This is a genomic window from Ruegeria sp. AB9 (assembly GCF_056542585.1).
In genome coordinates this window covers 21,344-41,687 of sequence record NZ_JBQGAA010000011.1, presented here as the reverse complement: position 1 = coordinate 41,687, position 20,344 = coordinate 21,344, and the positions used below count along the sequence as shown (strand labels likewise).

16 protein-coding genes are annotated in these 20,344 nt (G+C 55.9%); 10 read left to right on the top strand and 6 right to left on the bottom strand.

Features of this window, described 5'->3' with window-relative positions; translation table 11 throughout:
- The first annotated feature begins 48 nt into the window (after nucleotides 1–48).
- From ACR0K5_RS18595 to ACR0K5_RS18570, 6 genes are all read left to right on the top strand, one after another.
- Nucleotides 49–978 (top strand): AEC family transporter, encoded by a 930-nt coding sequence (locus ACR0K5_RS18595; protein ID WP_480631140.1) that lies wholly within the window; start codon nucleotides 49–51, stop codon nucleotides 976–978.
- 104 nt (nucleotides 979–1,082) lie between these two features.
- Nucleotides 1,083–1,916 (top strand): S-formylglutathione hydrolase, encoded by an 834-nt coding sequence (gene fghA, locus ACR0K5_RS18590; RefSeq protein WP_480631139.1) that lies wholly within the window; start codon nucleotides 1,083–1,085, stop codon nucleotides 1,914–1,916.
- A gap of 3 nt (nucleotides 1,917–1,919) precedes the next feature.
- Nucleotides 1,920–3,377: a Si-specific NAD(P)(+) transhydrogenase gene (sthA, locus tag ACR0K5_RS18585; RefSeq protein ID WP_480631138.1), complete on the top strand. Its 1,458-nt coding sequence runs from the start codon at nucleotides 1,920–1,922 to the stop codon at nucleotides 3,375–3,377.
- On the top strand, nucleotides 3,374–3,829 hold the full coding sequence (locus tag ACR0K5_RS18580) for a YaiI/YqxD family protein (RefSeq protein WP_480631137.1): 456 nt from the start codon (nucleotides 3,374–3,376) through the stop codon (nucleotides 3,827–3,829). Before sthA ends, ACR0K5_RS18580 begins: the two co-directional genes overlap by 4 nt.
- 121 nt (nucleotides 3,830–3,950) lie before the next feature.
- Complete coding sequence (gene mtnA / locus ACR0K5_RS18575; protein ID WP_480631136.1) at nucleotides 3,951–5,045, top strand: S-methyl-5-thioribose-1-phosphate isomerase; 1,095 nt, start codon at nucleotides 3,951–3,953, stop codon at nucleotides 5,043–5,045.
- Nucleotides 5,046–5,120: 75 nt separating this feature from the next.
- A complete protein-coding gene (locus ACR0K5_RS18570) occupies nucleotides 5,121–7,160 on the top strand; it encodes a bifunctional aldolase/short-chain dehydrogenase (RefSeq protein WP_480631135.1) in 2,040 nt (679 codons plus the stop codon).
- Between the two features lie 45 nt (nucleotides 7,161–7,205).
- Here ACR0K5_RS18570 and ACR0K5_RS18565 read toward each other — a convergent pair whose 3' ends face one another.
- Entirely contained in the window at nucleotides 7,206–8,441 is a 1,236-nt protein-coding gene (locus ACR0K5_RS18565) for an MFS transporter (RefSeq protein WP_480631134.1), read from the bottom strand.
- 149 nt (nucleotides 8,442–8,590) lie between these two features.
- On the opposite strand from ACR0K5_RS18565, the gene zapE reads away from it, so the two are divergent.
- Nucleotides 8,591–9,673 (top strand): cell division protein ZapE, encoded by a 1,083-nt coding sequence (zapE, locus tag ACR0K5_RS18560; protein WP_480631133.1) that lies wholly within the window; start codon nucleotides 8,591–8,593, stop codon nucleotides 9,671–9,673.
- 48 nt (nucleotides 9,674–9,721) lie between these two features.
- Here the strand turns inward: zapE and ACR0K5_RS18555 are convergent, their stop codons facing one another.
- The 4 genes from ACR0K5_RS18555 to ACR0K5_RS18540 are packed head-to-tail and all read right to left on the bottom strand — an operon-like array spanning nucleotide 9,722 to nucleotide 15,967.
- Nucleotides 9,722–10,996, bottom strand: coding sequence for a bifunctional folylpolyglutamate synthase/dihydrofolate synthase (locus ACR0K5_RS18555; protein WP_480631132.1), 1,275 nt, complete (start codon nucleotides 10,994–10,996; stop codon nucleotides 9,722–9,724).
- Complete coding sequence (gene accD / locus ACR0K5_RS18550) at nucleotides 10,993–11,922, bottom strand: acetyl-CoA carboxylase, carboxyltransferase subunit beta (RefSeq protein ID WP_480631131.1); 930 nt, start codon at nucleotides 11,920–11,922, stop codon at nucleotides 10,993–10,995. Before accD ends, ACR0K5_RS18555 begins: the two co-directional genes overlap by 4 nt.
- A gap of 60 nt (nucleotides 11,923–11,982) precedes the next feature.
- Nucleotides 11,983–12,867 carry a CPBP family intramembrane glutamic endopeptidase gene (locus tag ACR0K5_RS18545; protein ID WP_480631130.1) on the bottom strand — a complete coding sequence of 295 codons (885 nt, stop codon included), beginning with the start codon at nucleotides 12,865–12,867 and terminating at the stop codon, nucleotides 11,983–11,985.
- Nucleotides 12,860–15,967 carry an ABC transporter transmembrane domain-containing protein gene (locus tag ACR0K5_RS18540; protein WP_480631129.1) on the bottom strand — a complete coding sequence of 1,036 codons (3,108 nt, stop codon included), beginning with the start codon at nucleotides 15,965–15,967 and terminating at the stop codon, nucleotides 12,860–12,862. Before ACR0K5_RS18540 ends, ACR0K5_RS18545 begins: the two co-directional genes overlap by 8 nt.
- Nucleotides 15,968–16,219: 252 nt before the next feature.
- On the opposite strand from ACR0K5_RS18540, the gene ACR0K5_RS18535 reads away from it, so the two are divergent.
- From ACR0K5_RS18535 to ACR0K5_RS18525, 3 genes are all read left to right on the top strand, one after another.
- Nucleotides 16,220–16,981 carry a DUF6478 family protein gene (locus tag ACR0K5_RS18535; protein ID WP_480631128.1) on the top strand — a complete coding sequence of 254 codons (762 nt, stop codon included), beginning with the start codon at nucleotides 16,220–16,222 and terminating at the stop codon, nucleotides 16,979–16,981.
- Between the two features lie 11 nt (nucleotides 16,982–16,992).
- Nucleotides 16,993–17,352 carry a hypothetical protein gene (locus tag ACR0K5_RS18530; protein WP_480631127.1) on the top strand — a complete coding sequence of 120 codons (360 nt, stop codon included), beginning with the start codon at nucleotides 16,993–16,995 and terminating at the stop codon, nucleotides 17,350–17,352.
- Nucleotides 17,353–17,430: 78 nt separating this feature from the next.
- Nucleotides 17,431–18,957, top strand: a complete 1,527-nt coding sequence (locus tag ACR0K5_RS18525) for an MFS transporter (RefSeq protein WP_480631126.1) — start codon at nucleotides 17,431–17,433, stop codon at nucleotides 18,955–18,957.
- 41 nt (nucleotides 18,958–18,998) lie between these two features.
- Here the strand turns inward: ACR0K5_RS18525 and ACR0K5_RS18520 are convergent, their stop codons facing one another.
- Nucleotides 18,999–20,339 carry a S41 family peptidase gene (locus tag ACR0K5_RS18520; protein WP_480631125.1) on the bottom strand — a complete coding sequence of 447 codons (1,341 nt, stop codon included), beginning with the start codon at nucleotides 20,337–20,339 and terminating at the stop codon, nucleotides 18,999–19,001.
- Nucleotides 20,340–20,344 lie beyond the last annotated feature (5 nt).

The following is a 20,344-nucleotide window of genomic DNA, read 5'->3' as shown; positions in this document are numbered from 1 at the left end:
TGGTACTGAGTACTTGCGGAGGGTTCAAACCGTGCTAGGACTTGGCCCATGGTCGAAATCTTTCTGCGCACCCTTCCGTTTTTCGCGATTATCGGCCTGGGCTTTTGGGCGGGACGCACGCGGTTTTTCACTGCCGAAGCTACGGCGTATCTGACCAAGTTCGTCTTCTACTTAGCGCTATCGGCGATGTTGTTTCGCTTTGCAGCCACCCTACCCTTTGCCGAGATTTTCAACGCCCGGCTCATCCTTGGATATCTGCTGGGAACCGCGACAGTTTACGCGTTGGCGACGTACGTAGCCTGGCTGCGCGGGCTCGACATTCCGACCGCAGCTGTCGAAGCACAATGCGCGGCCATTGGCAATGTTGGGTTCCTGGGATTGCCCATGCTTGCGCTTTTGTTCTCTGAGGCGGCGATCGGGCCTGTCATGCTGGTCCTGACTGTCGATCTTGTGGTGTTTTCTTCCCTTATCGTGATCCTTATCAATGGTGGCCGTGACGGAAAGTTGACCCCGGCTACGTTCAAGCTGATCGGATTGGGTTTGATGAGAAACCCTATGATCGTATCCATCTCAGCCGGTCTCATCTGGTCGTCGCTACAAATACCAGTTCCCGAACCTCTTAGTGATTTCCTGACCATTCTCGGCGGTGCCGCAACTCCGGGGGCATTATTCGCCATTGGCGCATCATTGGCGGGTAAATCGGCAGAACGTGTGCAGATCGCCGCGTGGCTGAGTTTTTGTAAACTGGTGATCCACCCGGTGTGCGTCGCTGTTGCACTGATATGGCTGATTCCGATCGGAACGTTTCCGGCAACCGTAGCCATCGCAGCGGCCGCTTTGCCGGTTGCCGGCAATGTCTACATGCTGGCCGCGCATTATGGAATCGCTCCGCAACGCGCTTCTGCGGCGATCCTTTTATCCACAATCGTCAGTATTCTGTCCGTGCCAATGGTGATCGCCTGGGTGGGCATTCTCTAGATCCTCATCTTTTCGAAAAATTCTCTCGCCGAAGGCGCTCGGACTTTACGCCGGGACCGCGGATCGTTAGCCATGTTGCGACTCTAAAATAAGGACTGTGCCTAATGGAAACCCTCTCGGAAAATGCCTGTTTCGGCGGAGTGCAGGGCGTTTACCGCCATGCCTCCTCGTCGTGCCAGTGTGACATGACATTTGGCCTGTTTCTTCCAGCCGAGGCCCAAGACGGTCCGGTTCCGGTTCTTTGGTACTTGTCAGGTTTGACCTGTACCCACGAAAACGCGATGACCAAAGCTGGAGCACAGGCGTGGGCAGCGGAACAAGGGATTGCCGTGGTGTTTCCTGATACGTCGCCGCGCGGTGAAGGCGTTGCAGATCATGAGGATTATGATATCGGTCAGGGCGCGGGTTTCTATGTGAACGCGTCCCAGGAACCATGGGCTCCGCATTTCAAGATGTGGGACTACATTGCCGAAGAACTGCCAGCCCTTCTGTTTGAGAATTTCGCGATCGATAGCGAACGTCAGGCCATCACTGGCCATTCCATGGGAGGTCACGGCGCGCTGACACTTGCCATGAACCTGCCCGGGCGATTCCGCTCAGTTTCGGCCTTTGCGCCGATCTCGAACCCTACAGGCGCGGATTGGGGCCGTAAGCAGCTGGGCGCCTATCTCGGTGACGACGAAGCTCTCTGGGCCAAGCACGATGCGTCATTGTTGATGAAGGAAACGGGTTTCGACGGTCCGATCCTGATCGACACCGGCGCAAACGATCAGTTCATGGATCTTCTGCGCCCTGAAGCCTTGGCGCAAGCTATCGCCGAGCGTCGCCAGCAAGCGACTTATCGCTTCCAGCCGGGCTACGATCATTCGTACTACTTTGTGTCGACTTTCATGGAGGATCACATCATTTTCCATGCCGAAGCACTGTACGGAGACTGAACGATGAGCAAGTACGATTATGACCTTATCATCATCGGGTCCGGGCCGTCGGGGCGTTCAGCGGCGATTCAGGCAGGCAAACTGAAACGCCGAGTATTGGTGATCGATCGCAAGGACCGTTTCGGTGGCGTATCCGTTCACACCGGTACCATTCCCTCCAAGACTTTGCGTGAAACGGTTCTGAATTTGTCAGGTTGGCGCGAGCGCAGCTTTTACGGGCGCTCCTACCGTGTGAAGGACCAGATCCGTGCAGAAGATCTGAAGGCCCGCCTTCATATGACTCTCGACCACGAGGTTGATGTGCTGGAACATCAGTTCAACCGTAACCACGTCGAGACACTGGATGGTCTGGCCAAGTTCGTTGGGCCACACGAGGTGGAGGTGGCAACTGACGCCGGAGAGACCACACGTGTAACGGCCGCTAAGTTTCTGATTGCGACTGGCACCAAAACCTATCGCCCGGATTATGTTCCGTTTAACGGTAAGACCGTAGTTGACGGTGACGAGTTTCTGGAAATGGCGGAAATTCCTCGTTCGCTGGTCGTTATCGGCGCAGGGGTTATTGGTGTCGAATACGCGACCATGTTCTCGGCCCTGGATGTGCGGGTAACCTTGATCGAGCCGCGCGATACTTTTCTGGATTTCATCGATAGTCGCCTGATCCATGATTTCACCCATCAGATCCGGGAAAATGGTGTTGACCTGCGGTTGGGTTCAGCCGTCGAGAAAATTGAAGATGCGAGCGGCCATGTCGAAGTGACCCTTGAAAACGGGCGTCACGTCCGCGCCGAAATGCTGCTGTTTGCGGCAGGACGAATGGGCGCCACGTCGAAACTCAATCTGGACTCCGTTGGTCTGGAGACTGATCACCGCAATCGGATCAAGGTCGACCGAAAGACGTATCAGACATCGGTACCGCATATCTATGCAACCGGCGATGTGATCGGGCATCCGTCCTTAGCCTCTACTTCACTTCAACAGGGACGCGTCGCGGCCTGCCATGCGCTTGAAACGCCTACTCTGCCGGAAAGCCCGTGGTACCCTTATGGCATCTATTCAGTTCCCGAGATTTCCACATGCGGAATGTCCGAGGAAGAACTGCAGGAACGGGGCATCCCTTATGAGGTCGGCGTCGCCCGGTTTCGCGAAACGTCGCGCGGGCATATCATGGGGCTGGAACACGGCATGTTGAAAATGCTGTTTTCGTTGAAGACCCGTAGGGTTCTGGGTGTGCAGATCGTTGGTGAAGGCGCAACTGAACTGATCCACATCGCGCAGGCGGTGTTGAACCTGAAAGGCACGGTGGACTACTTCGTGCAGAACACGTTCAACTATCCAACTCTTGCCGAAGCTTATAAAATTGCTGGCCTGGATGCTTTCAACCGCATGCCAATTCCGGACGAATTCAAGGTTCGAAAGAAACCTGCGGAACCAGCGAAGAAAGAGGCCAAAAAGGCGTGACTACGCTTTATGTCGATGGCGATGCCTGCCCTGTAAAGGCCGAGGCCGAACGGGTCGCTACGCGACATAAGGTGCCCATGGTGCTGGTGTCCAATGGCGGGCTTCGACCCTCTGCCAACCCGCTGGTGCAAATCGTCATCGTTTCGGAAGGCGCCGATGAGGCCGACAAGTGGATCGCTGAACGTTGTGGTGCGGGGGATGTCGTCATCACGTCCGACATCCCTCTGGCCGCAAAATGTGTCGAAGCAGGTGCACGCGTTCTGCGCCCCAACGGTGAAGCCTTCACGGCGGCCAATATCGGCCAGCAGCTGGCGATGCGCGATTTAATGGCCGACCTGCGTGCTGCCAATCCGTTGGGAGCAGGAGGCGGTGGTCGCCCATTCAGCAAGGCAGACCGCTCACGGTTTCTGGATGCATTGGAGCGGGAAATTCGCGCAGTCCGGCGGAACTGACTGGGCCGACGTTCTGTCCAAAACACTGACGTGATATCAGAAACGCCGTTTACAACTCCTACGTAAGAACGCACCCTGTCTTGGAATTCTGATCAGGCCATTCGAATACGGAGACTGCGTTATGAAAGTTCGGGGCACACACTACCGGTCGATTTGGTGGGACCAACCCGCAGGTGAGGTTCGGATCATCGATCAACGATGGTTGCCACATGATTTTCGGGTCGTGACTCTAAAAACGCTGGATGAATTCGCAGCCGCGATACGCGATATGTGGGTCAGAGGCGCGCCTCTGATTGGTGCAACCGCAGCGTTTGGAATGGCCGAACAGATGTCTCGTGACAGTTCAGAAGCGTCATTCGACACTGCATATGATGTTCTGCACGCAACACGGCCTACAGCAATCAACCTTCGTTGGGCATTGGACAGATGTCGTGAAGCGCTGATGCCACTTGCTCCGGGTGATCGCGCCGAACGCGCTTGGGCATTGGCGCAAGAGATTGCAGACGAAGATGTCGAGATCAACGCCTCCATTGGCCGACACGGGCTGGAACTGATCAAGGACATCGCGGCCCGAAAACCTGCGGGTGAGCCGGTACGACTATTAACCCATTGCAATGCGGGTTGGCTGGCGACGGTGGATTGGGGCACGGCGACAAGCCCGATGTATCACGCTCACGACGCAGACATTCCGCTGCATGTATGGGTGGATGAAACCAGACCCCGCAACCAGGGGGCGCTAACATCCTGGGAACTGGGTGAGCACGGAATTCCCCATCGTTATATCGTGGACAATGCCGGCGGTCATCTGATGCAGCACGGGCTGGTTGATCTGGTCATTACCGGCACGGACCGCACGACGGCTCAAGGGGATGTTTGCAACAAAATCGGGACTTATCTGAAGGCGTTGGCTGCGCGCGATAACGGCGTTCCATTTTATGTTGCTCTGCCCTCCCCCACGATCGACTGGACGGTTCGCGACGGAGTGGCAGAAATCCCGATCGAGGAACGCGATGCAAAGGAAGTGACCCATGTCATGGGTGTTGATGGGCAGGGGAATATCTCGGATGTTCGTGTGACACCAGATGGTACCGAAGGGAGCAATCCCGCCTTTGATGTCACTCCTAACCGATTGGTGACAGGGCTTATCACCGAACGTGGCGTCTGCGAGGCCTCGGCCGAAGGCCTTGCAGGTCTATTTCCGGATCGGGTTGGTTAACACTTTGTTTAAAACCATCCATGATTGTGTGACCGAACGTTCGGGTCATGAACGCGCTTAAATTGCTGAGAATGAATGATGATTGAAAACTGGTACAAGGCCGATGAGGCACGGAAATGGCGCGATCAGGCCGGGACTGATCCGGCGGATCAGGAGCTGGGCGAGCGTGTCTATACCTCCCGCCTGATCGGCCAAAATCCGGATCTATTGATGCATGGCGGGGGCAACACCTCGGTCAAGCTGGAACGCCCTGATCTGTTCGGCACGCCGCAGCGCGTTCTGCATGTCAAAGGATCGGGGTGGGATCTGGACAGTATCGAGGCACCGGGCCTGCCGGGCGTGTGGCTTGAACCATTGATGAAACTGCGTGCCCTGGATCATCTGTCGGATTTTCAGATGGTCAATGTTCAGCGTGCCAACCTGTTGGATTCAGGTTCGCCGAACCCCTCTGTCGAAACCCTTCTGCACGCGTTTCTGCCGCACAAATATGTAGATCATACGCATGCGACCCCGTTTCTGGTGCTTGCCAACCTGCCCAATGCCGAGGAAATCTGTCGTGAGATTTTTGGCGACCGGCTGGGTATTGTGCCCTATATCATGCCGGGTTTTGGGCTCGCAAAAAAGGCGGCGGAAGTATTCGATGAAAACCCGAATGTCGAAGGCCTTCTGCTGCTTCAGCACGGGCATTTTACATTCGGCGCGACAGCGCAGGAAAGCTATGACCGGATCGTGGCGCATACCAACGAAGTGGCCGCTTATTTTGGTATGACGGACCTGACGACGATTGGCCATCGCGATCCTTCTCAGGATCTTAGTGTATTGCCGATCCTGCGTGGGGTTATTGCCGAAGTTACAGCCCAGCGGGATGATCCGATGCCGGTTTTTGACCTTCGCAACGGGCCGGATGTCATGCGGTTTTTTGATAGATCAGACATTGATGCCTTGTCCCAGCGAGGCATGGCATCGCCTGACCACGTTTTGCGAACAAAAGGATGCCCTCTTGTTTTGCGCGCTTCGGATTTGGTCAGGGGGCGGTCTGGGCTCAAGGCAAAGATAGAGGAATTTGCCGATGACTACCGAGCGTATTTTGAACGGCAGGCCCCGCAGGCTGATGAGCCCAAGAAACTTCTGCCCCAAGACCCTAAGCACGCCTGGATCGAGGGCGTGGGTATCGTTGGAATAGGTCCAAACGCAAAGGCCGCCTCGATAGCGGCGGATCTTGCAGAACAAAACCTGCGGGTTCGATCGGTTGGCGAAGATGCCGGAGGTTTTTACCCGACCGGCGAAAAAGACCGCTTCGATTGCGAGTACTGGTCTCTGGAGCAGGCAAAGCTGGGCAAAAGCTCTCCGCCCCCGCTTCAAGGTAAGATCGTGATGGTCACAGGCGGCGCAGGTGCGATTGGTCTGGCGACCGCCAAGGCCTTTGCGGATGTCGGTGCAAACGTCGTGTTGATTGATCGGGATGAGGCGGCGTTGGCAGACGCAAAGTCGAGCCTTGGCACATGGCATTCGACATTTGCCTGCGACGTGACTGATGGGGGTGCCGCAGACGCCGCGATTGCTGCGGCGATACACCGGTTCGGAGGCCTCGATATACTGGTGTCTAATGCCGGGTCAGCGACCTCCGGTGGATTGCTGGAGCTTGGAGATGAAGAATTCCGCTCTGCTTTCGAATTGAACTTCTTTGCGCATAAGGCGTTTGCGACCCGCGCGGCACAGGTATTGCAGGCACAGGGCCGTGGTGGGCAGATCCTGTTCAACATCTCCAAGCAGGCGATAAACCCCGGTCGCAACATGGGGGCATATGGCACGCCAAAGGCTGCTACCTTGTTCCTGCTGCGCCAACTGACAATGGAACTGGCCGAGTATGGTATTCGCGTGAATGGCGTGAATGCAGACCGAATCCGTTCAGGCCTTTTGACAGACGGGTTCATTCAGGAACGCGCCGCTGCGCGCGGAGTTTCCGAGGAAACATATATGTCAGGCAATCTGTTGGGCCGCGAAGTCGAAGCGACACATGTGGCCGACGCATTTGTTGCGTTAGCGCTGATGGAACGCACCACAGGGCATGTCGTAACCGTGGATGGCGGAAACACCGAAGCTGAACTCCGGTAATTTCATCGCCCTTTTGGTTCACTGTCTGTGGCGTGCCGATACGCCTCAGGCAGGCACTGCTGATCGGTTCTCACGGATTGGCAGGTGAACAATGGCGCTGAAGGCCCCGATTGCGACCCCGATCCACCAGACCATGTTGTAGTCTCCATATTGGTCATACATGCGGCCTCCAAGCCAGACGCCAAGGAAGCTGCCGATCTGATGGCTGAAGAAGATGATACCGTAGAGCGTTCCCATATAGCGTAAACCGTAGAGGTGCGCGACAAGGCCCGAGGTCAACGGTACAGTGGCCAGCCAAAGCGATCCCATTACCAGCGAAAAGACGATGACAGAAAGTGGTGTAATCGGGAATACTATGAACAAGGCCGCAGCAATTGTCCGGCCTGTATAGACTGTGGCCAGAAGGTACTTCTTGGGAAAGTGATTGCCCGCCCAGCCTGCCAGAAGCGTGCCGCCAATGTTGGCTAAACCGATCAGGGAAATCGATACAGCACCAAGCGCTGAAGTTGAGGTGATCCCGATGGAGTGCAGGACACCTCCGGGTTGAATTGGCCCGCACATCTCGGTCACGAAAGCCGGGAAATGCGCGGTTACGAAGCCCAGTTGGTACCCGCAGCTAAAAAACCCCAGAAAAATCAAAGCGTAAGAAGGATCGCGGAACGCCTTGCCCAGTATCTCACTCATGCTTTCTTCCAGCTCAGCTTTGGAGACTGGTTGCGGTGCGCGCATGAAGGGCAAGGTCAGCACAAGTGTCAAAATCGCCACGGCAAATACGATAAAGACTTGCTGCCAGGGCAGGAAAGACAGCAGCCACTCCGCAGTGGGCGCACCCAGAACCTGCCCAAAGCTGCCCGCAGCCGTAACGATGGCAAGCGACATAGACCGGTTTTCGTCGGAAGACGCCCGTCCGACCACTGCCAAAACCACGCCGAACCCGGTCCCAGCGATGCCGAAACCCACCAGCCAAGCATACATCTGATGCTCGAACGGCGTGACCGACCAAGCAGACAACACCATACCTGCGGCATAGGTCAGAGCGCCCAAGATGATTGCCCGTCGGTCACCCACTTTCTCAGCGATAGCGGCAAAGATCGGCTGTCCGATGCCCCAGGCCAGGTTTTGGATTGCGATTGCCAGCGAGAAATCTGTACGCAACCAGCCGAACTCATCCGCAATCGGGATCTGGAACACACCGAACGAGGCGCGCACGGCGAAACTGACCGTGATGATGATGCATCCGACGATCAGGATCGGATTCAACAGGCGGACGGATTGGGGCATTTAGACCTCGGGCGTTTCCTCCGGCAGACCGTATTGTTTTTGCTGTTGGCGTCAATTCAGCAGATTTGCGGTAACGGATAAGCAAATTTGATGCGTCGCCAAAAATGGCTTCTTTTCAATGGGCGAAGCGACAGGTAAGGCTCAGATTCATGACGGATCTTATTTCGCACTACGAGGCCCGCATCGCGGATGGAACCCTGACACGCGACGATGCGCAAGAGGCCGTTCTTCCCCATTTCGAACGTATCCGTGCCGCGTTGTCCGAACCGGTCAAGCGCGGGTTCTTCCGCAAGGCACCTCCGCCTCCCAAAGGATTGTATCTATGGGGTGGCGTTGGGCGTGGAAAATCCATGCTGATGGACATGTTCGTCGATACGCTGGACGATATCCCGGCGAGGCGCGTTCATTTTCATGCTTTTATGCAAGAAATCCATGCCGGAATGCACAAGGCTCGGCAACAGAATGTTGAAGATGCTCTGGCGCCGGTAGCGAAGGATGTGGTCAATTCAGTTCGCCTGCTCGCTTTTGACGAAATGCAAATCACCGACATTACAGATGCGATGATAGTCGGGCGACTGTTTGATCTGCTGCACGAGGGGGGCGTGGTCGTTGTAACAACGTCGAACAGGCATCCTGATGAGCTGTACAAAGATGGGCTGAACCGGCAGCTGTTTTTGCCATTTATCGCGCATATCAAAGAGCAGTTGCAGGTATGGGAACTGGTATCCCCGACGGACTACCGGCAAAACCGGCTGGAAGGCGCACCGGTCTATTTTACACCGATCGGCCCGGAAGCCCGGCAGAAAATCCGCCAGGTCTGGGTCGATCTTGCCGGTGGTCCTGCTGATCCGCTTGTGTTGCAAGTCAAGGGGCGCGCCGTTGAACTGCCTGCCTTTCGCAATGGAGTGGCCCGGGCCTCATTCTATGACCTGTGTGGTCGCATGCTGGGACCGGGGGATTATCTGGCGATTGCGGAAGAGGTGAAGGTGCTGGTGCTTGAGGATATCCCGCGCCTGTCGCGGAACAACTTCAATGAAGCCAAGCGTTTTGTCACCCTGATCGATGCGCTCTACGAAGCCAAGGTGCGATTGATCTGTTCTGCGGCGGCCGAGCCCGAGATGCTGTATGTCGAAGGGGAAGGGACGTTCGAGTTTGAACGCACGGCATCGCGCTTGCGGGAAATGCAGGATCAGGATTGGGGGAAATTAGGGCGCGACCCCTGCCCGTACTGAGGAGCTCCCCCAAGAAATTTTCAGTCAGGTGAGAAGGCTGGGACGCGCTTAGGCGTTCTCTCGCAGGATATTTCCGGCCAGATAGAGCGAGCCGCAGATCAGGACGCGCGCTTGCGGGTCTTTGTCTATGATTTCATTCAGTGCTTCCGAAACGCTGTCTGCGGTGGATGCCGGTAGGTTGACCTTGGCTGCGGCTGCAGCGGTTTCTTCTGCGCTGAGCGTCGCTGATTCACCCGGAATCGAGACGGCGGTCAGACTTGCAGCCCTTGCTGCCAGAGGTGCAAGGTAGCCGGTCACATCCTTGGTGTTGAGCATGCCGCAGATCATGTGGGTGGATTTTTGCGGCAGTTTCGTCAGCACATCCGCCAGCGCGATACCTGCAGCGGCGTTGTGACCGCCGTCCAGCCACAACTCGGCCTGCGGGGCTTGATCGATGAGCGGGCCAGATTTCAGACGCTGCATACGTGCCGGCCATTCGGCTTTAGCCACAGCGGCTTCATAGGCATCGTCGCCCATGTCCAGATGGCGCAGAACTGCCAATGCGGCCCCGGCGTTCTGGAACTGATGTGCGCCCAGAAGGTTTGGCAGAGGCAGATCACGCAAACCAGTTTCGTCCTGATAGATCAGGCGACCATTTTCTTCATGCACATGCCAGTGCTGCCCATGGACGAACAAAGGCGCGCCCAGGCGGGCCGCCGTATACTCGATGACCTCCAGCGCTTCGTCTTGCTGCGGGCCAACAATGCACGGAACACCAGGTTTGATGATACCTGCTTTTTCAGCCGCAATCTTGCCCAGAGTATCTCCCAGAAACTGTTCATGATCGATGGAAACGGGCGTGATAACTGTAGCGGCCGGATTCTGGATTACATTTGTCGCGTCCAGACGCCCTCCAAGCCCGACCTCCAGCAGCGTGTAATCCGCCTCGGCGCGGGCAAAAGCCAACAGGGCGGCACATGTGGTGATCTCAAAATAAGTGATGTTTTCGCCGCCATTGGCGGCGTAGCATTCATCCAGAATCGCTGTCAGGTCCGGTTCTGAGATCAACTCTCCGGCCAATCGGATGCGTTCGTGAAAACGCGCTAAGTGCGGCGAAGTATAGGCGTGTACTGAACGACCCGCCCCTTCAAGCCCAGCTCTGATCATGGCCTGGGTTGAGCCCTTGCCGTTGGTTCCGGCGATATGAATGACCGGCGGCATTTTAAGCTGAGGGTTGTCCAGCGCTGCAAGCAAACGCCAGACACGGTCCAAGGTCAGATCAATGATCTTGGGATGCAGCGCCATCATCCGGTCTAGGATGGCGTCAGACGTCTGTGTCGTCATTTCTGATCTGTCTCTTCGGCGGGAGCCTCTGTTGCGTCGGCTGGTTCCGGTGCTGGCAGATCGCCCATGATCGCCGGAGGTTGGTTCATAAGCATCCGCGTGATTGTGATCAGTTCATCGCGCATTTCGGTGCGTTTGGTGACACGGTCCAACATCCCGTGATCCAGCAAGTACTCGGCGCGCTGAAAACCATCGGGCAGTTTTTCTCGAATCGTCTGCTCGATCACGCGGGGTCCGGCAAAGCAGATCAGCGCGTTAGGCTCCGAGATATGGACATCGCCCAGCATCGCATAAGATGCAGTTACGCCTCCGGTCGTCGGATGGGTAAGAACAACGATATATGGCAGGTTGGCTTCTTTCAGCATTTCAACCGCCACGGTGGTGCGCGGCATTTGCATCAGGCTGAGGATGCCTTCTTGCATGCGGGCCCCACCGGCAGCCGAGAAAAGGATCAATGGACGCTTGAGCCTTACCGCTTCTTGCGCGGCGGCGATAATCGCGTTGCCTACGTACATGCCCATCGAGCCGCCCATGAAGGAAAAGTCCTGCGCGGCGGCGACGATTGGGGTGCGACCAATTTCACCTACTGCGACCAGCATAGCTTCTTTTTCGCCGGTCTTTTTCTGCGCCGCCTTCATGCGGTCGGGGTACTTCTTCTGATCGCGAAACTGCAGCGGGTCGTCTTTGGGTGTGGGCACCTCAACTTCGGTAAAGATGCCGCCGTCAAACAGGTGCTTGAACCGCTCACGAGGAGTGATCGCCATGTGGTGGTCACACTGAGTGCAGACATTCTGGTTTTCCGCTAACTCGCGATGGAAAAGCATCGTTCCGCATTCGTCACACTTGTGCCAGAGGTTTTCCGGTACTTCGCGGCGTGAGAAGATCGAGTTGATCCGGGGGCGGACGTAATTTGTGATCCAGTTCATGTCGGAACCTTGGCTTGTGCGGTGTTGACGTCAAATAAGACGCTACGGAAGGAAATGCAATCAACGCCTGAGCGCAAGCCGCGCGGCCAGCCAGCAAACGAACATCACAGCCAAGTCCACCAAAAGCCAGGGACGCAGTTGTTCGGCGTCAGAAGCGTCGAACGGCAGCGTAAACAGGGCCAGCCCATTGAGGTTGTCAGGCAGCGAGATGAACAACAACGCAATGATGTTGTTGAAAAAATGAAGGGCGATAGCAGGTCCCAGTGTTCCGGCCCGAGCCGTCAGATCCGAGGTTAGCAGGCCGAAAACGCAGGCCCATAGCGCAATCAGCAGTGCATTGTCGCCTGCCATATCCGGCGTGTAATGTCCCACGGCAAACAGGATGGATGGCACGCCTATCCAGATGACGGGAGATTGGAATCTGGCTGCAAGAGTTTGCTGGATGTACCCTCTGAACAACACTTCTTCGGCACCGGTCTGTACCAGAACAACGAATGCCGAGACCGGCAAAAGAAGAAGCCACGTCGACAGTGGCAGGTTTTGAGACAAAGATCCGCCCATACTGTACGGCGGCAGCAGGACCCCAACCGTGCCCAAAATAAGAAGGGCTTTGAACACTTTAAGGAATTGGTTCACGGCCAACCGGTACCCACCGATTATGGACCGCAAAGACCTGTGCTGAACCTGCCGCGCGGCGACGGCCACGCCCAGAATGATGAATCCGAAACTGGCTAACAACAACAACAGTGCCGGCGGTGAACCGCCAATCAGAAGCGTCTGCGCCCAGCTTTCCGGACCCATCCGAGCGACCACGGTGAAGAACACCATGTTCAGAACGCTGACCAGCACGGCAACCAGCAAGAGCCCCAGTAACAGGCGCCAGATTTCCGGTTTGTCGCGTGCGGTTTCGACCAGATGGTTATGAGCGGAATATGCTTTATGCATTCTTACCCGCGCTTTCCGGAGTCACCTGATCCGTTATGGAAGGGAGCAGTTCCTCAGGGTTCTGTGCCGCGTTGATCTTAGTGGACAGCGTAGTCAGATACCCTGCAACAGTCTGCAGCAATTGTGTAGCAACCGACGCATCGCTTTCAACCACGGCTCGCAGCTCTTCTGCACCGATACGCAGGAAGCTACAGTCTTCGGTGGCGACCAGATCCAATTGTCTGGGTTCACCGGTGATGATGGAGAGATCCCCAATCAGGCGCCCGGGCTCGATGATTGAGATTGGACGTTTTTTTCCATCATCGGTGGGCCAGTCCAGTCTGGCCTGCCCTGAGATGCACAGATAAGCCGCGTCCGGTGCCTGACCACGCGAGAAAATGACTTGCCCCGCGGCCGCTTCGTACCATTGCGCGGAAAAGGCAAGCAGTCGCTGATTTCGGCCGTCCACACCAGAGAACAACTCGGTGGCCGATAAAATCTCAAGCTTGCGGCTCAGATCGTCCGATGTGCTGTCTTCTTGTGAGGGTTTGGTGCGCGAAACGCCATCGATACGACCATCCTTGATTTCCACAAACAGATCATAGGCTTCGGGATGGGCAAAATGATCTTCCATGAAGATCATGATGGAATCCGGCAGCAATTCCCGCAGTTTCAGGCGGGTACGCAGCCTGCTTTCAGAATCGTGGCTGGCCAATGCCTTGTCCAGAATCAGCACATCAGGACGTTTGATACCAGCGCGTGAGAAAGCGGCGCGCTCCTGAAAGACGGTCGGCAGATTGTTCCCGCCCAGACCTGATGGCAGATCATAAATGATGGCCGCCGCCCGACGGCGCAGGCCGGCTTCGTTCATGGCTTCGGCTACAATGTTTTCGATGTCGTCCGCATGTGCACCGGCCATCAATGACACCCGGCCATATATTGCATTTTCCATCACCGTCAGACGGGGTACATAGATATCCGGAGCAACTGACATGAACATTCCACCCATCGCATCGCGCAACCGCTTGGCCTGACTTTTGCGGATGGCAAGAATTTTGTCCTTGTATTCTTCGGGGAAGTCCGGGCCGATCTGCTCAGCCGTCAACAGGAACGGCACCGTCAGCAGCAATGCACGCTCTTGGTCGCTCACTGCCATGTCACCTTTGGCTTTGCGCCGGTCTTCTATATCCAGCAGCTGGTGATACATGTCCTTGGACATGCCAAGCTTCAGGAAAAGCGGGTGATCCGCTCCGTCCCGCCCAAAGGTCTTGCTGAGCGTGTCCATAACAGCGTTAGAGATACTGATCGCGTCATCCGCCAGATCGTGGGCGCTGAGCATTTGAACGAACCGTTCGTCACCGGCCAGAATGTCAGGGGAAATGTCCCGGGATGGTGCCGCGAACAAAAGATTGCCGCCCAGCGGAACTGCCGGGTTAAAGCGATCAGGATCGAACCGATAAACATAGCGATCAAGCCCCTTTTCTTTCAGACGCTTGGTTATGGTCTCTCGCAAATTGACAACTTCCTGTGCCAGGACCGGGTGGATTTCGGGGTTGAACTGCGTACGCAATGTGCGGCGGAACATGAATTCATCAATGCCCATCGCTTCCACCAACTGGAACCACCAGTCGCGTATGTCTTCGATACCGTCCAGACCGGCGAGGCCTGGATCGATCCATTCATCGTCCAGAGAGTCCGGTGGATTACCTGCGCGGACAGCTTCGATTTGCCGCCGTGTTGGCGCCTTGAGCGTGTCTGCTTCATGCATCGGGTGGGTGCGCAGAGGCATCATGAGGTTATCGCCCAGCGTCCCGTCAAACAAGTAAGGTCGCGAATAGGCATAACCGATCCGGGCCGCAATGACGGACTGATGCAGGCCACGCAGGTTATGCCCTGCCATGATCACCTCACCCTGCACCGGCAAAACTTCGCGGGTCAGAAGCTGACCCAATGCACTGCGTTCCGACGCGTGTGTGGACTGAATTGCGACGCGCGCGCCCCGAGGGATGGTCAAATCGAGGTCTTCAAGGATCGTTTTACCGTCACTATCGCGGACCGTCACATTGCGCAGCTCGATATCACCAGTCAAACGAGGGATGGATTCGGGTTCACCCTCGAACAGCTCTTGCGGTATCATGTTGTCCGGAGCAAATCGTTCCGTGACAATCTCCCACCGCAAAGACATGTCCTGCACCTGGTTGTAATAGGTCAGCAGATCCTTCCACGGGCCGCTCAGATCCTTGTAGGCACCCAACGCAGCAACCAGAGCACCCACCGTCACCTCACCAGTTATCGCAAGATATCCACCTACCGAGTAAAACAGGAAGGGTGTCATCTGAGTGATCAGATTGTTGAGGAATTTCATGAAGAACTTTTTGTTGTAGATCCTGAAGCGGATCTCGAACAGGTTCCCCAGCCGATGGCTGAATTGCGCCAGACGATAGCGCCAACCGCCATTGGTACGCAGGTCGCTGATGCCAGCCGCACTTTCACCAATTTCCGAGCTCAGACGCCGAACTTCCTGAATGCGGTCTTTGTTGAGTAGGTTGATTTGCCGCTGAAGCTTGGGGATCAGCCAGGCCTGAAGCGGGATCAGTGCGATACTGGCAAGGCCGAACCAAACGCTTTGCATGAACAGAAAAGTTACGATGGTCATCATTTGGCCGAACTGGAACACAGGCTGTGCGATGGCATCACCCATCAGACCCCCCATCGGTTCGGCCTCGGACGTGATCATCGAAACCAGCTCACCCTGGCTGGTGGTCGCGAAATAGGATTTGGGAAATCGCATCGAACGCTGAATCAACGTAAACCGAAGACGTCGCAACATACGTTCGGCAAGAATGCCTTTCATCGTATTGATGCGCATCTTCATCAGGCCACTTGCGATCACTGTGGCCAGGAATGCAAAGCACAGTATCAGCAGGTACTGCACCTGTGTCACGGTGAAGTTCCAGATGGTTACTGTGTCACCCGGCGCGCCGATTGCGTCGTTAATGATCTGTTTGGGCAATTCCAGCGAGGCATAGAGAAACGGGAACGACAAGACCGTCAGCAGAAGAAGAACAAGTTGCTGTTTCTTCGAGTGTTTCCAAATGAAGGCAAATAAAGTGGACTCCATAACCTGGCCTTATCATTAGCTAAACTGTCGTGTGGCTGTTTTTGGGGCGACCCACTTTGCAGGTACCAGACGGTAAGCACTGGCCCGGTGTATTGCAAGAATAGACCGTTTCAGTTTCAGCACCTCGCGCCTATCCAAATTATGTTCCGGCCCCAACAGAAAAACACAGGCCTTCGATAGCAATTTTGTTATTGCGGATTTGTTCATGTTCTTCTCCTTGACTAAAGGCGGGCATTATCGGACGACGAGGCCATGAGCAGGATTCTGGATCGCTATTTTCATCGCAAGATTCTGGGACGTTGGCGTCGGGCCGCGAAACTCGCTCCGAATGCTGCGCAGTCAGAATTGCGACTGCAACGGGACCAAGCACGCAGTCTGCGCGGCCATCTTGATCGATTGATTCAACAGGCGGATATTCGCCTCGTCCGGCCGGAAATCGGGTCCACGCAGTTTTCGAAACCCGTTGGGACGGACTGGAGCTGTCGCCCCGACCTTTGGCGAGGACCCCTGATACAACCGGGCGTGGCTTCGGCCCCGCGAAAGACCGTTCTGGATAGACAGGTCAGCCTGTTCCACGATTGCCCGCTATCCGAAATTGCCGTGCGGCAAGTTCGGAACAGGGGAGGCAGAGATCTGGCTCCGTTCAGTCTCTTGGTCGAAGTTTTCAGCTTTGAGGGGTCGTTTCTTTCGGTTTCGGTCGAATTGCCTGAGGATGCGGCGTTAAACCTCACACGTGAGCACCTTATGCGGGTGGAAACCGCGATTGAGTGCGAAGGGCCAACTGGCGTTTTTGCGCGCCTCAACATTCAGCATGGCCCCAATATGGAGCAAGTATTGCGAAGCCTTGATACCACCGAGGCGTCGAATGCTGTTGATTTTGATCTGGCACACCTCCCCCTGAATGAACGCAGGATCGAAAAAATCTGGCTGGACCTGATTTTTGAAACGCCCGAGATGAACTGCATGGTGGTGCGGGATCTTACATTCTGCCGTTTCCACCGAGCCGATATGTGAGAAGATCAGACATGACACAAACCACTCTGACCTTCCTTCGATTTGAAAACGGTCTCTGGCAAGGCCACCTTCAGGCCAGCGGCGAGCCGCGGCTGGACGTGCGTTATCAGGGCGAAACTCTGAACGGTGTTGACTTGTCGCCAGCAGAAAACGGATGGGATCTAAGCATTCAGGTACCCGTCTGCGCCCTGTCAGAAGGAGTGCACACGTTCGTCATCGCAGACGCAGATACGACTGAGAAACTGGGACATTTCACAGTAATCTCGGGTGAGCCAGCAGCAGACGACCTCAGGGCCGAAGTAGATCTGTTACGTGCAGAGCTGGATATGCTGAAGCGTGCCTTTCGCCGGATCTGCCGGGACGACTCCTAAACCGTTCTTGTTGGTTGTCCTATCTTTCTTAACAGTTTCGTGCATCATAGGCGCATTCAAAACGGATCGCGCCCCGTCATGGATCGCAGCAGTATTGTCAAAGTCATCGCATTGATGGTGACTGGATTTGGCATCGGTATCGATTTTACCGGTGCCCTCATGCTGGTGCCTGCAATCGAAAACAGCTTTGACGCCGATATCACCAGCACCCAATGGGTCCTGAACATCTATGCGTTGTTCTTTGCAATGACCATGGTCGCAGGCGGGCGGCTTGGCGACATGTATGGCCACCGCAGAATGATGATTTTTGGTCTGTCGATCTTTCTGTTTTCCTCGGTCATGTGTTTTGTTTCGCCCAGCCTGGACTTCCTGGTCATTGCGCGCGCGTTGCAAGGGATTGGCGCGGGTTGTGTCTGGCCTTGCACCCTGGCCTTCGGGGCTACGAAAGTGTCGAAGCCCGAACATCGGGCCTTGGTGATGGGGCTTATTCTGGCGGGTGTGACCACGGGTAATGTGTTTGGTCCGATGATCAGCGGGTTGGCAGTGAACCTGGGAGAGTGGCGGTATTTCTTCCTCGCCAATGTCGTCTTTTCCTGCATTTCAATGGCCACCGCGCTGATCCTGATGGAGCGCGAAACCCAGCACAAACAGGATGAGCATCTCGACCTCGCCGGAATGGGCGTTTTGTCCTTTGCTGTTTTATTGCTGCTTTACGGTCTGGATGTAGGCACGGATTGGGGGTGGACGTCGGTTCCGTTGCTGATGCTGTTTTTCATTAGCGCTGCGCTTTTCATTCTGTTCCCCAAAGTCGAGAAACGCGTGACAGAGCCGCTGCTTTTACCACAGATGATGCAAAATCGAGAGTTTCGCATCACTCTTGGATTGAACATGTTCAACGTGTCAGCGGCATTTGTGGGGCTGCTTTATTTTCCCCAATACATGCAAAAGGTGCTGGGCTGGTCGACGTTTGAATCGGCGATGGGTTTGGCGCCGCTAACTGTGTTGCTCGCCGTTGGGTCAGTCGTTTCGGGCACGCTTTACAATGATTTCGGTCCCAAGCGGTTACTGTTTTGGGGCTACCTGATAGCCACGATCGGGGCCGCGACGATTGTCGTGATGCCCAGCGATCTGGGATACTTTCGTATCCTGCCTGGCATGGCGATGATCGGACTGGGCGCAACTCTGACCGTAGGGCCGTCCGGTACCGCCGCAGTGTGTGCTGTGAAGCCTGAGCGGGCCGGTCTGGTCGGCGGCCTGAGCTTTATGACTCATCTGGTCTATGGCGCGATTTCTGTCGCGAGTGCCACAGCCATCATGTATGTCGTGAGCCTGTCCAAACTGCGCGAAGGGCTGAACGCTGCTGGCGTCAGGCTGACGGAAGCAGACCTGCGGGCGATCAATGGCGGAACGCTGGATACCCAGTCTGCAAAAGCGGTTATCAGCCGGTTGTCTTCCAGTGAATTGGAGAAGGTTCAACAGGCGTTGTCGGCGGCGTTCGACAGCGGCATGAGCATGGCATTCGTATTTTCAACCATCTCGGTCTCGGTCGGCGTCGTTCTGGCGCTGCTTCTCGACGAAAAGAAACTGCACAAGATCGAAAGTTGAATCCTAAAAAAAGGGCTGCGGATCACGCAGCCCTTACCGTTTTATTGCGAGGGCCCGTTAGGGTTGAAGGCTGACAGCCCTTTTAGGATATCGATGGCATAAGCCAATTGGTAATCCTCTTCCCTCAACTCTGCTGTGGCCTCAGCCTTGGCGCGATCTTCCTCGATCTGGCGAATCTCATCCTCGCTCAGGCTGTCATTGTTCAGGCTACCGCGCAGATCGGCTTCGGACCGTGTACGGGCGTTGGCTTCTTCCTCTTCCGGTTCCGGCGCCGGACGTGGCTGTTCAACAATGATGTCCGGGCTGACGCCAAGCGCCTGAATCGACCGTCCCGACGGCGTGTAATAACGCGACGTGGTCAGGCGCATGGCTCCGTCGCCGCGCAGCGGCATGACCGTCTGGACTGAGCCTTTACCAAAGCTCTTGGTGCCAACCACGATAGCGCGGCGGTGGTCCTGCAGTGCACCGGCAACGATCTCGGATGCCGAGGCCGAACCACCATTGATCAGCACGACGATCGGCTTGCCTTCAGCCAGATCGCCGGGGGTTGCGTTGAACCGCTCGCCCTCCTCCGGGTCGCGCCCGCGGGTCGAGACGATTTCACCTTCGTTCAGGAACGCATCCGAAACTTTAATGGCTTGTGTCAGCAGACCGCCCGGGTTGTTACGCAGATCCAGCACGACACCATTGACCTTTTCGATGCCACCAGCTTCGTCAATTTGTTCCTGTAACCCTTCCTGCAGATTGGGGAAAGTCTGATCATTGAAGGTGGTCACGCGCAGGACAACGCTTGTGCCTTCGGTGCGCGCGCGAACAGCGGTCAGCTTGATCGTATCGCGGATAATGGTGACATCGAAGGGATCAGATTCGCCCTCACGCACCACGGTAATGATAATTTCAGACCCGACGGGCCCACGCATCAGATCGACCGCTTTGTCCAACGTCAGGCCCAGAATGCTTTCGCCATCTACGTGTGTGATGAAATCCCCGGCTTCGATCCCTGCTTCGTCAGCGGGCGTGTCGTCGATGGGAGAGACGACTTTGACAAAGCCTTCCTCTTGCGTGACCTCAATGCCCAGCCCACCGAACTCACCTCGTGTCTGCACGCGCATTTGTTCGGCATCGTCAGGAGAAAGATAGCTGGAGTGCGGATCAAGTGAGGTCAACATGCCATCAATTGCAGCCTCGATCAGTTCTTCAGGCTCAACCTCTTCGACATATTGTGCACGGATGCGTTCGAAAATGTCACCGAACAGGTCAAGCTGCTCATAGACGCTGGCCTTGTTCACGGCCTCCTGTGCCAGCAGGGGGCCTGCGATCTGAGTTGTCGCAAGAATGCCTGCCACAGTTCCGGCCAGACCGGCCATCACAAATTTCTTCATACTCG

Bases quoted from the DNA above. Each gene is read 5' to 3' on its own strand.
- ACR0K5_RS18570 (WP_480631135.1), top strand. From the start codon at position 5,121: ATGATGATTGAAAACTGGTACAAGGCCGATGAGGCACGGAAATGGCGC.
- sthA (WP_480631138.1), top strand. From the start codon at position 1,920: ATGAGCAAGTACGATTATGACCTTATCATCATCGGGTCCGGGCCGTCG.
- ACR0K5_RS18520 (WP_480631125.1), bottom strand. From the start codon at position 20,339: ATGAAGAAATTTGTGATGGCCGGTCTGGCCGGAACTGTGGCAGGCATT.
- ACR0K5_RS18555 (WP_480631132.1), bottom strand. From the start codon at position 10,996: ATGACGACACAGACGTCTGACGCCATCCTAGACCGGATGATGGCGCTG.
- zapE (WP_480631133.1), top strand. From the start codon at position 8,591: ATGACGGATCTTATTTCGCACTACGAGGCCCGCATCGCGGATGGAACC.
- fghA (WP_480631139.1), top strand. From the start codon at position 1,083: ATGGAAACCCTCTCGGAAAATGCCTGTTTCGGCGGAGTGCAGGGCGTT.
- ACR0K5_RS18530 (WP_480631127.1), top strand. From the start codon at position 16,993: ATGACACAAACCACTCTGACCTTCCTTCGATTTGAAAACGGTCTCTGG.
- ACR0K5_RS18595 (WP_480631140.1), top strand. From the start codon at position 49: ATGGTCGAAATCTTTCTGCGCACCCTTCCGTTTTTCGCGATTATCGGC.
- ACR0K5_RS18565 (WP_480631134.1), bottom strand. From the start codon at position 8,441: ATGCCCCAATCCGTCCGCCTGTTGAATCCGATCCTGATCGTCGGATGC.
- ACR0K5_RS18545 (WP_480631130.1), bottom strand. From the start codon at position 12,867: ATGCATAAAGCATATTCCGCTCATAACCATCTGGTCGAAACCGCACGC.
- mtnA (WP_480631136.1), top strand. From the start codon at position 3,951: ATGAAAGTTCGGGGCACACACTACCGGTCGATTTGGTGGGACCAACCC.
- ACR0K5_RS18535 (WP_480631128.1), top strand. From the start codon at position 16,220: ATGAGCAGGATTCTGGATCGCTATTTTCATCGCAAGATTCTGGGACGT.
- accD (WP_480631131.1), bottom strand. From the start codon at position 11,922: ATGAACTGGATCACAAATTACGTCCGCCCCCGGATCAACTCGATCTTC.
- ACR0K5_RS18540 (WP_480631129.1), bottom strand. From the start codon at position 15,967: ATGGAGTCCACTTTATTTGCCTTCATTTGGAAACACTCGAAGAAACAG.
- ACR0K5_RS18525 (WP_480631126.1), top strand. From the start codon at position 17,431: ATGGATCGCAGCAGTATTGTCAAAGTCATCGCATTGATGGTGACTGGA.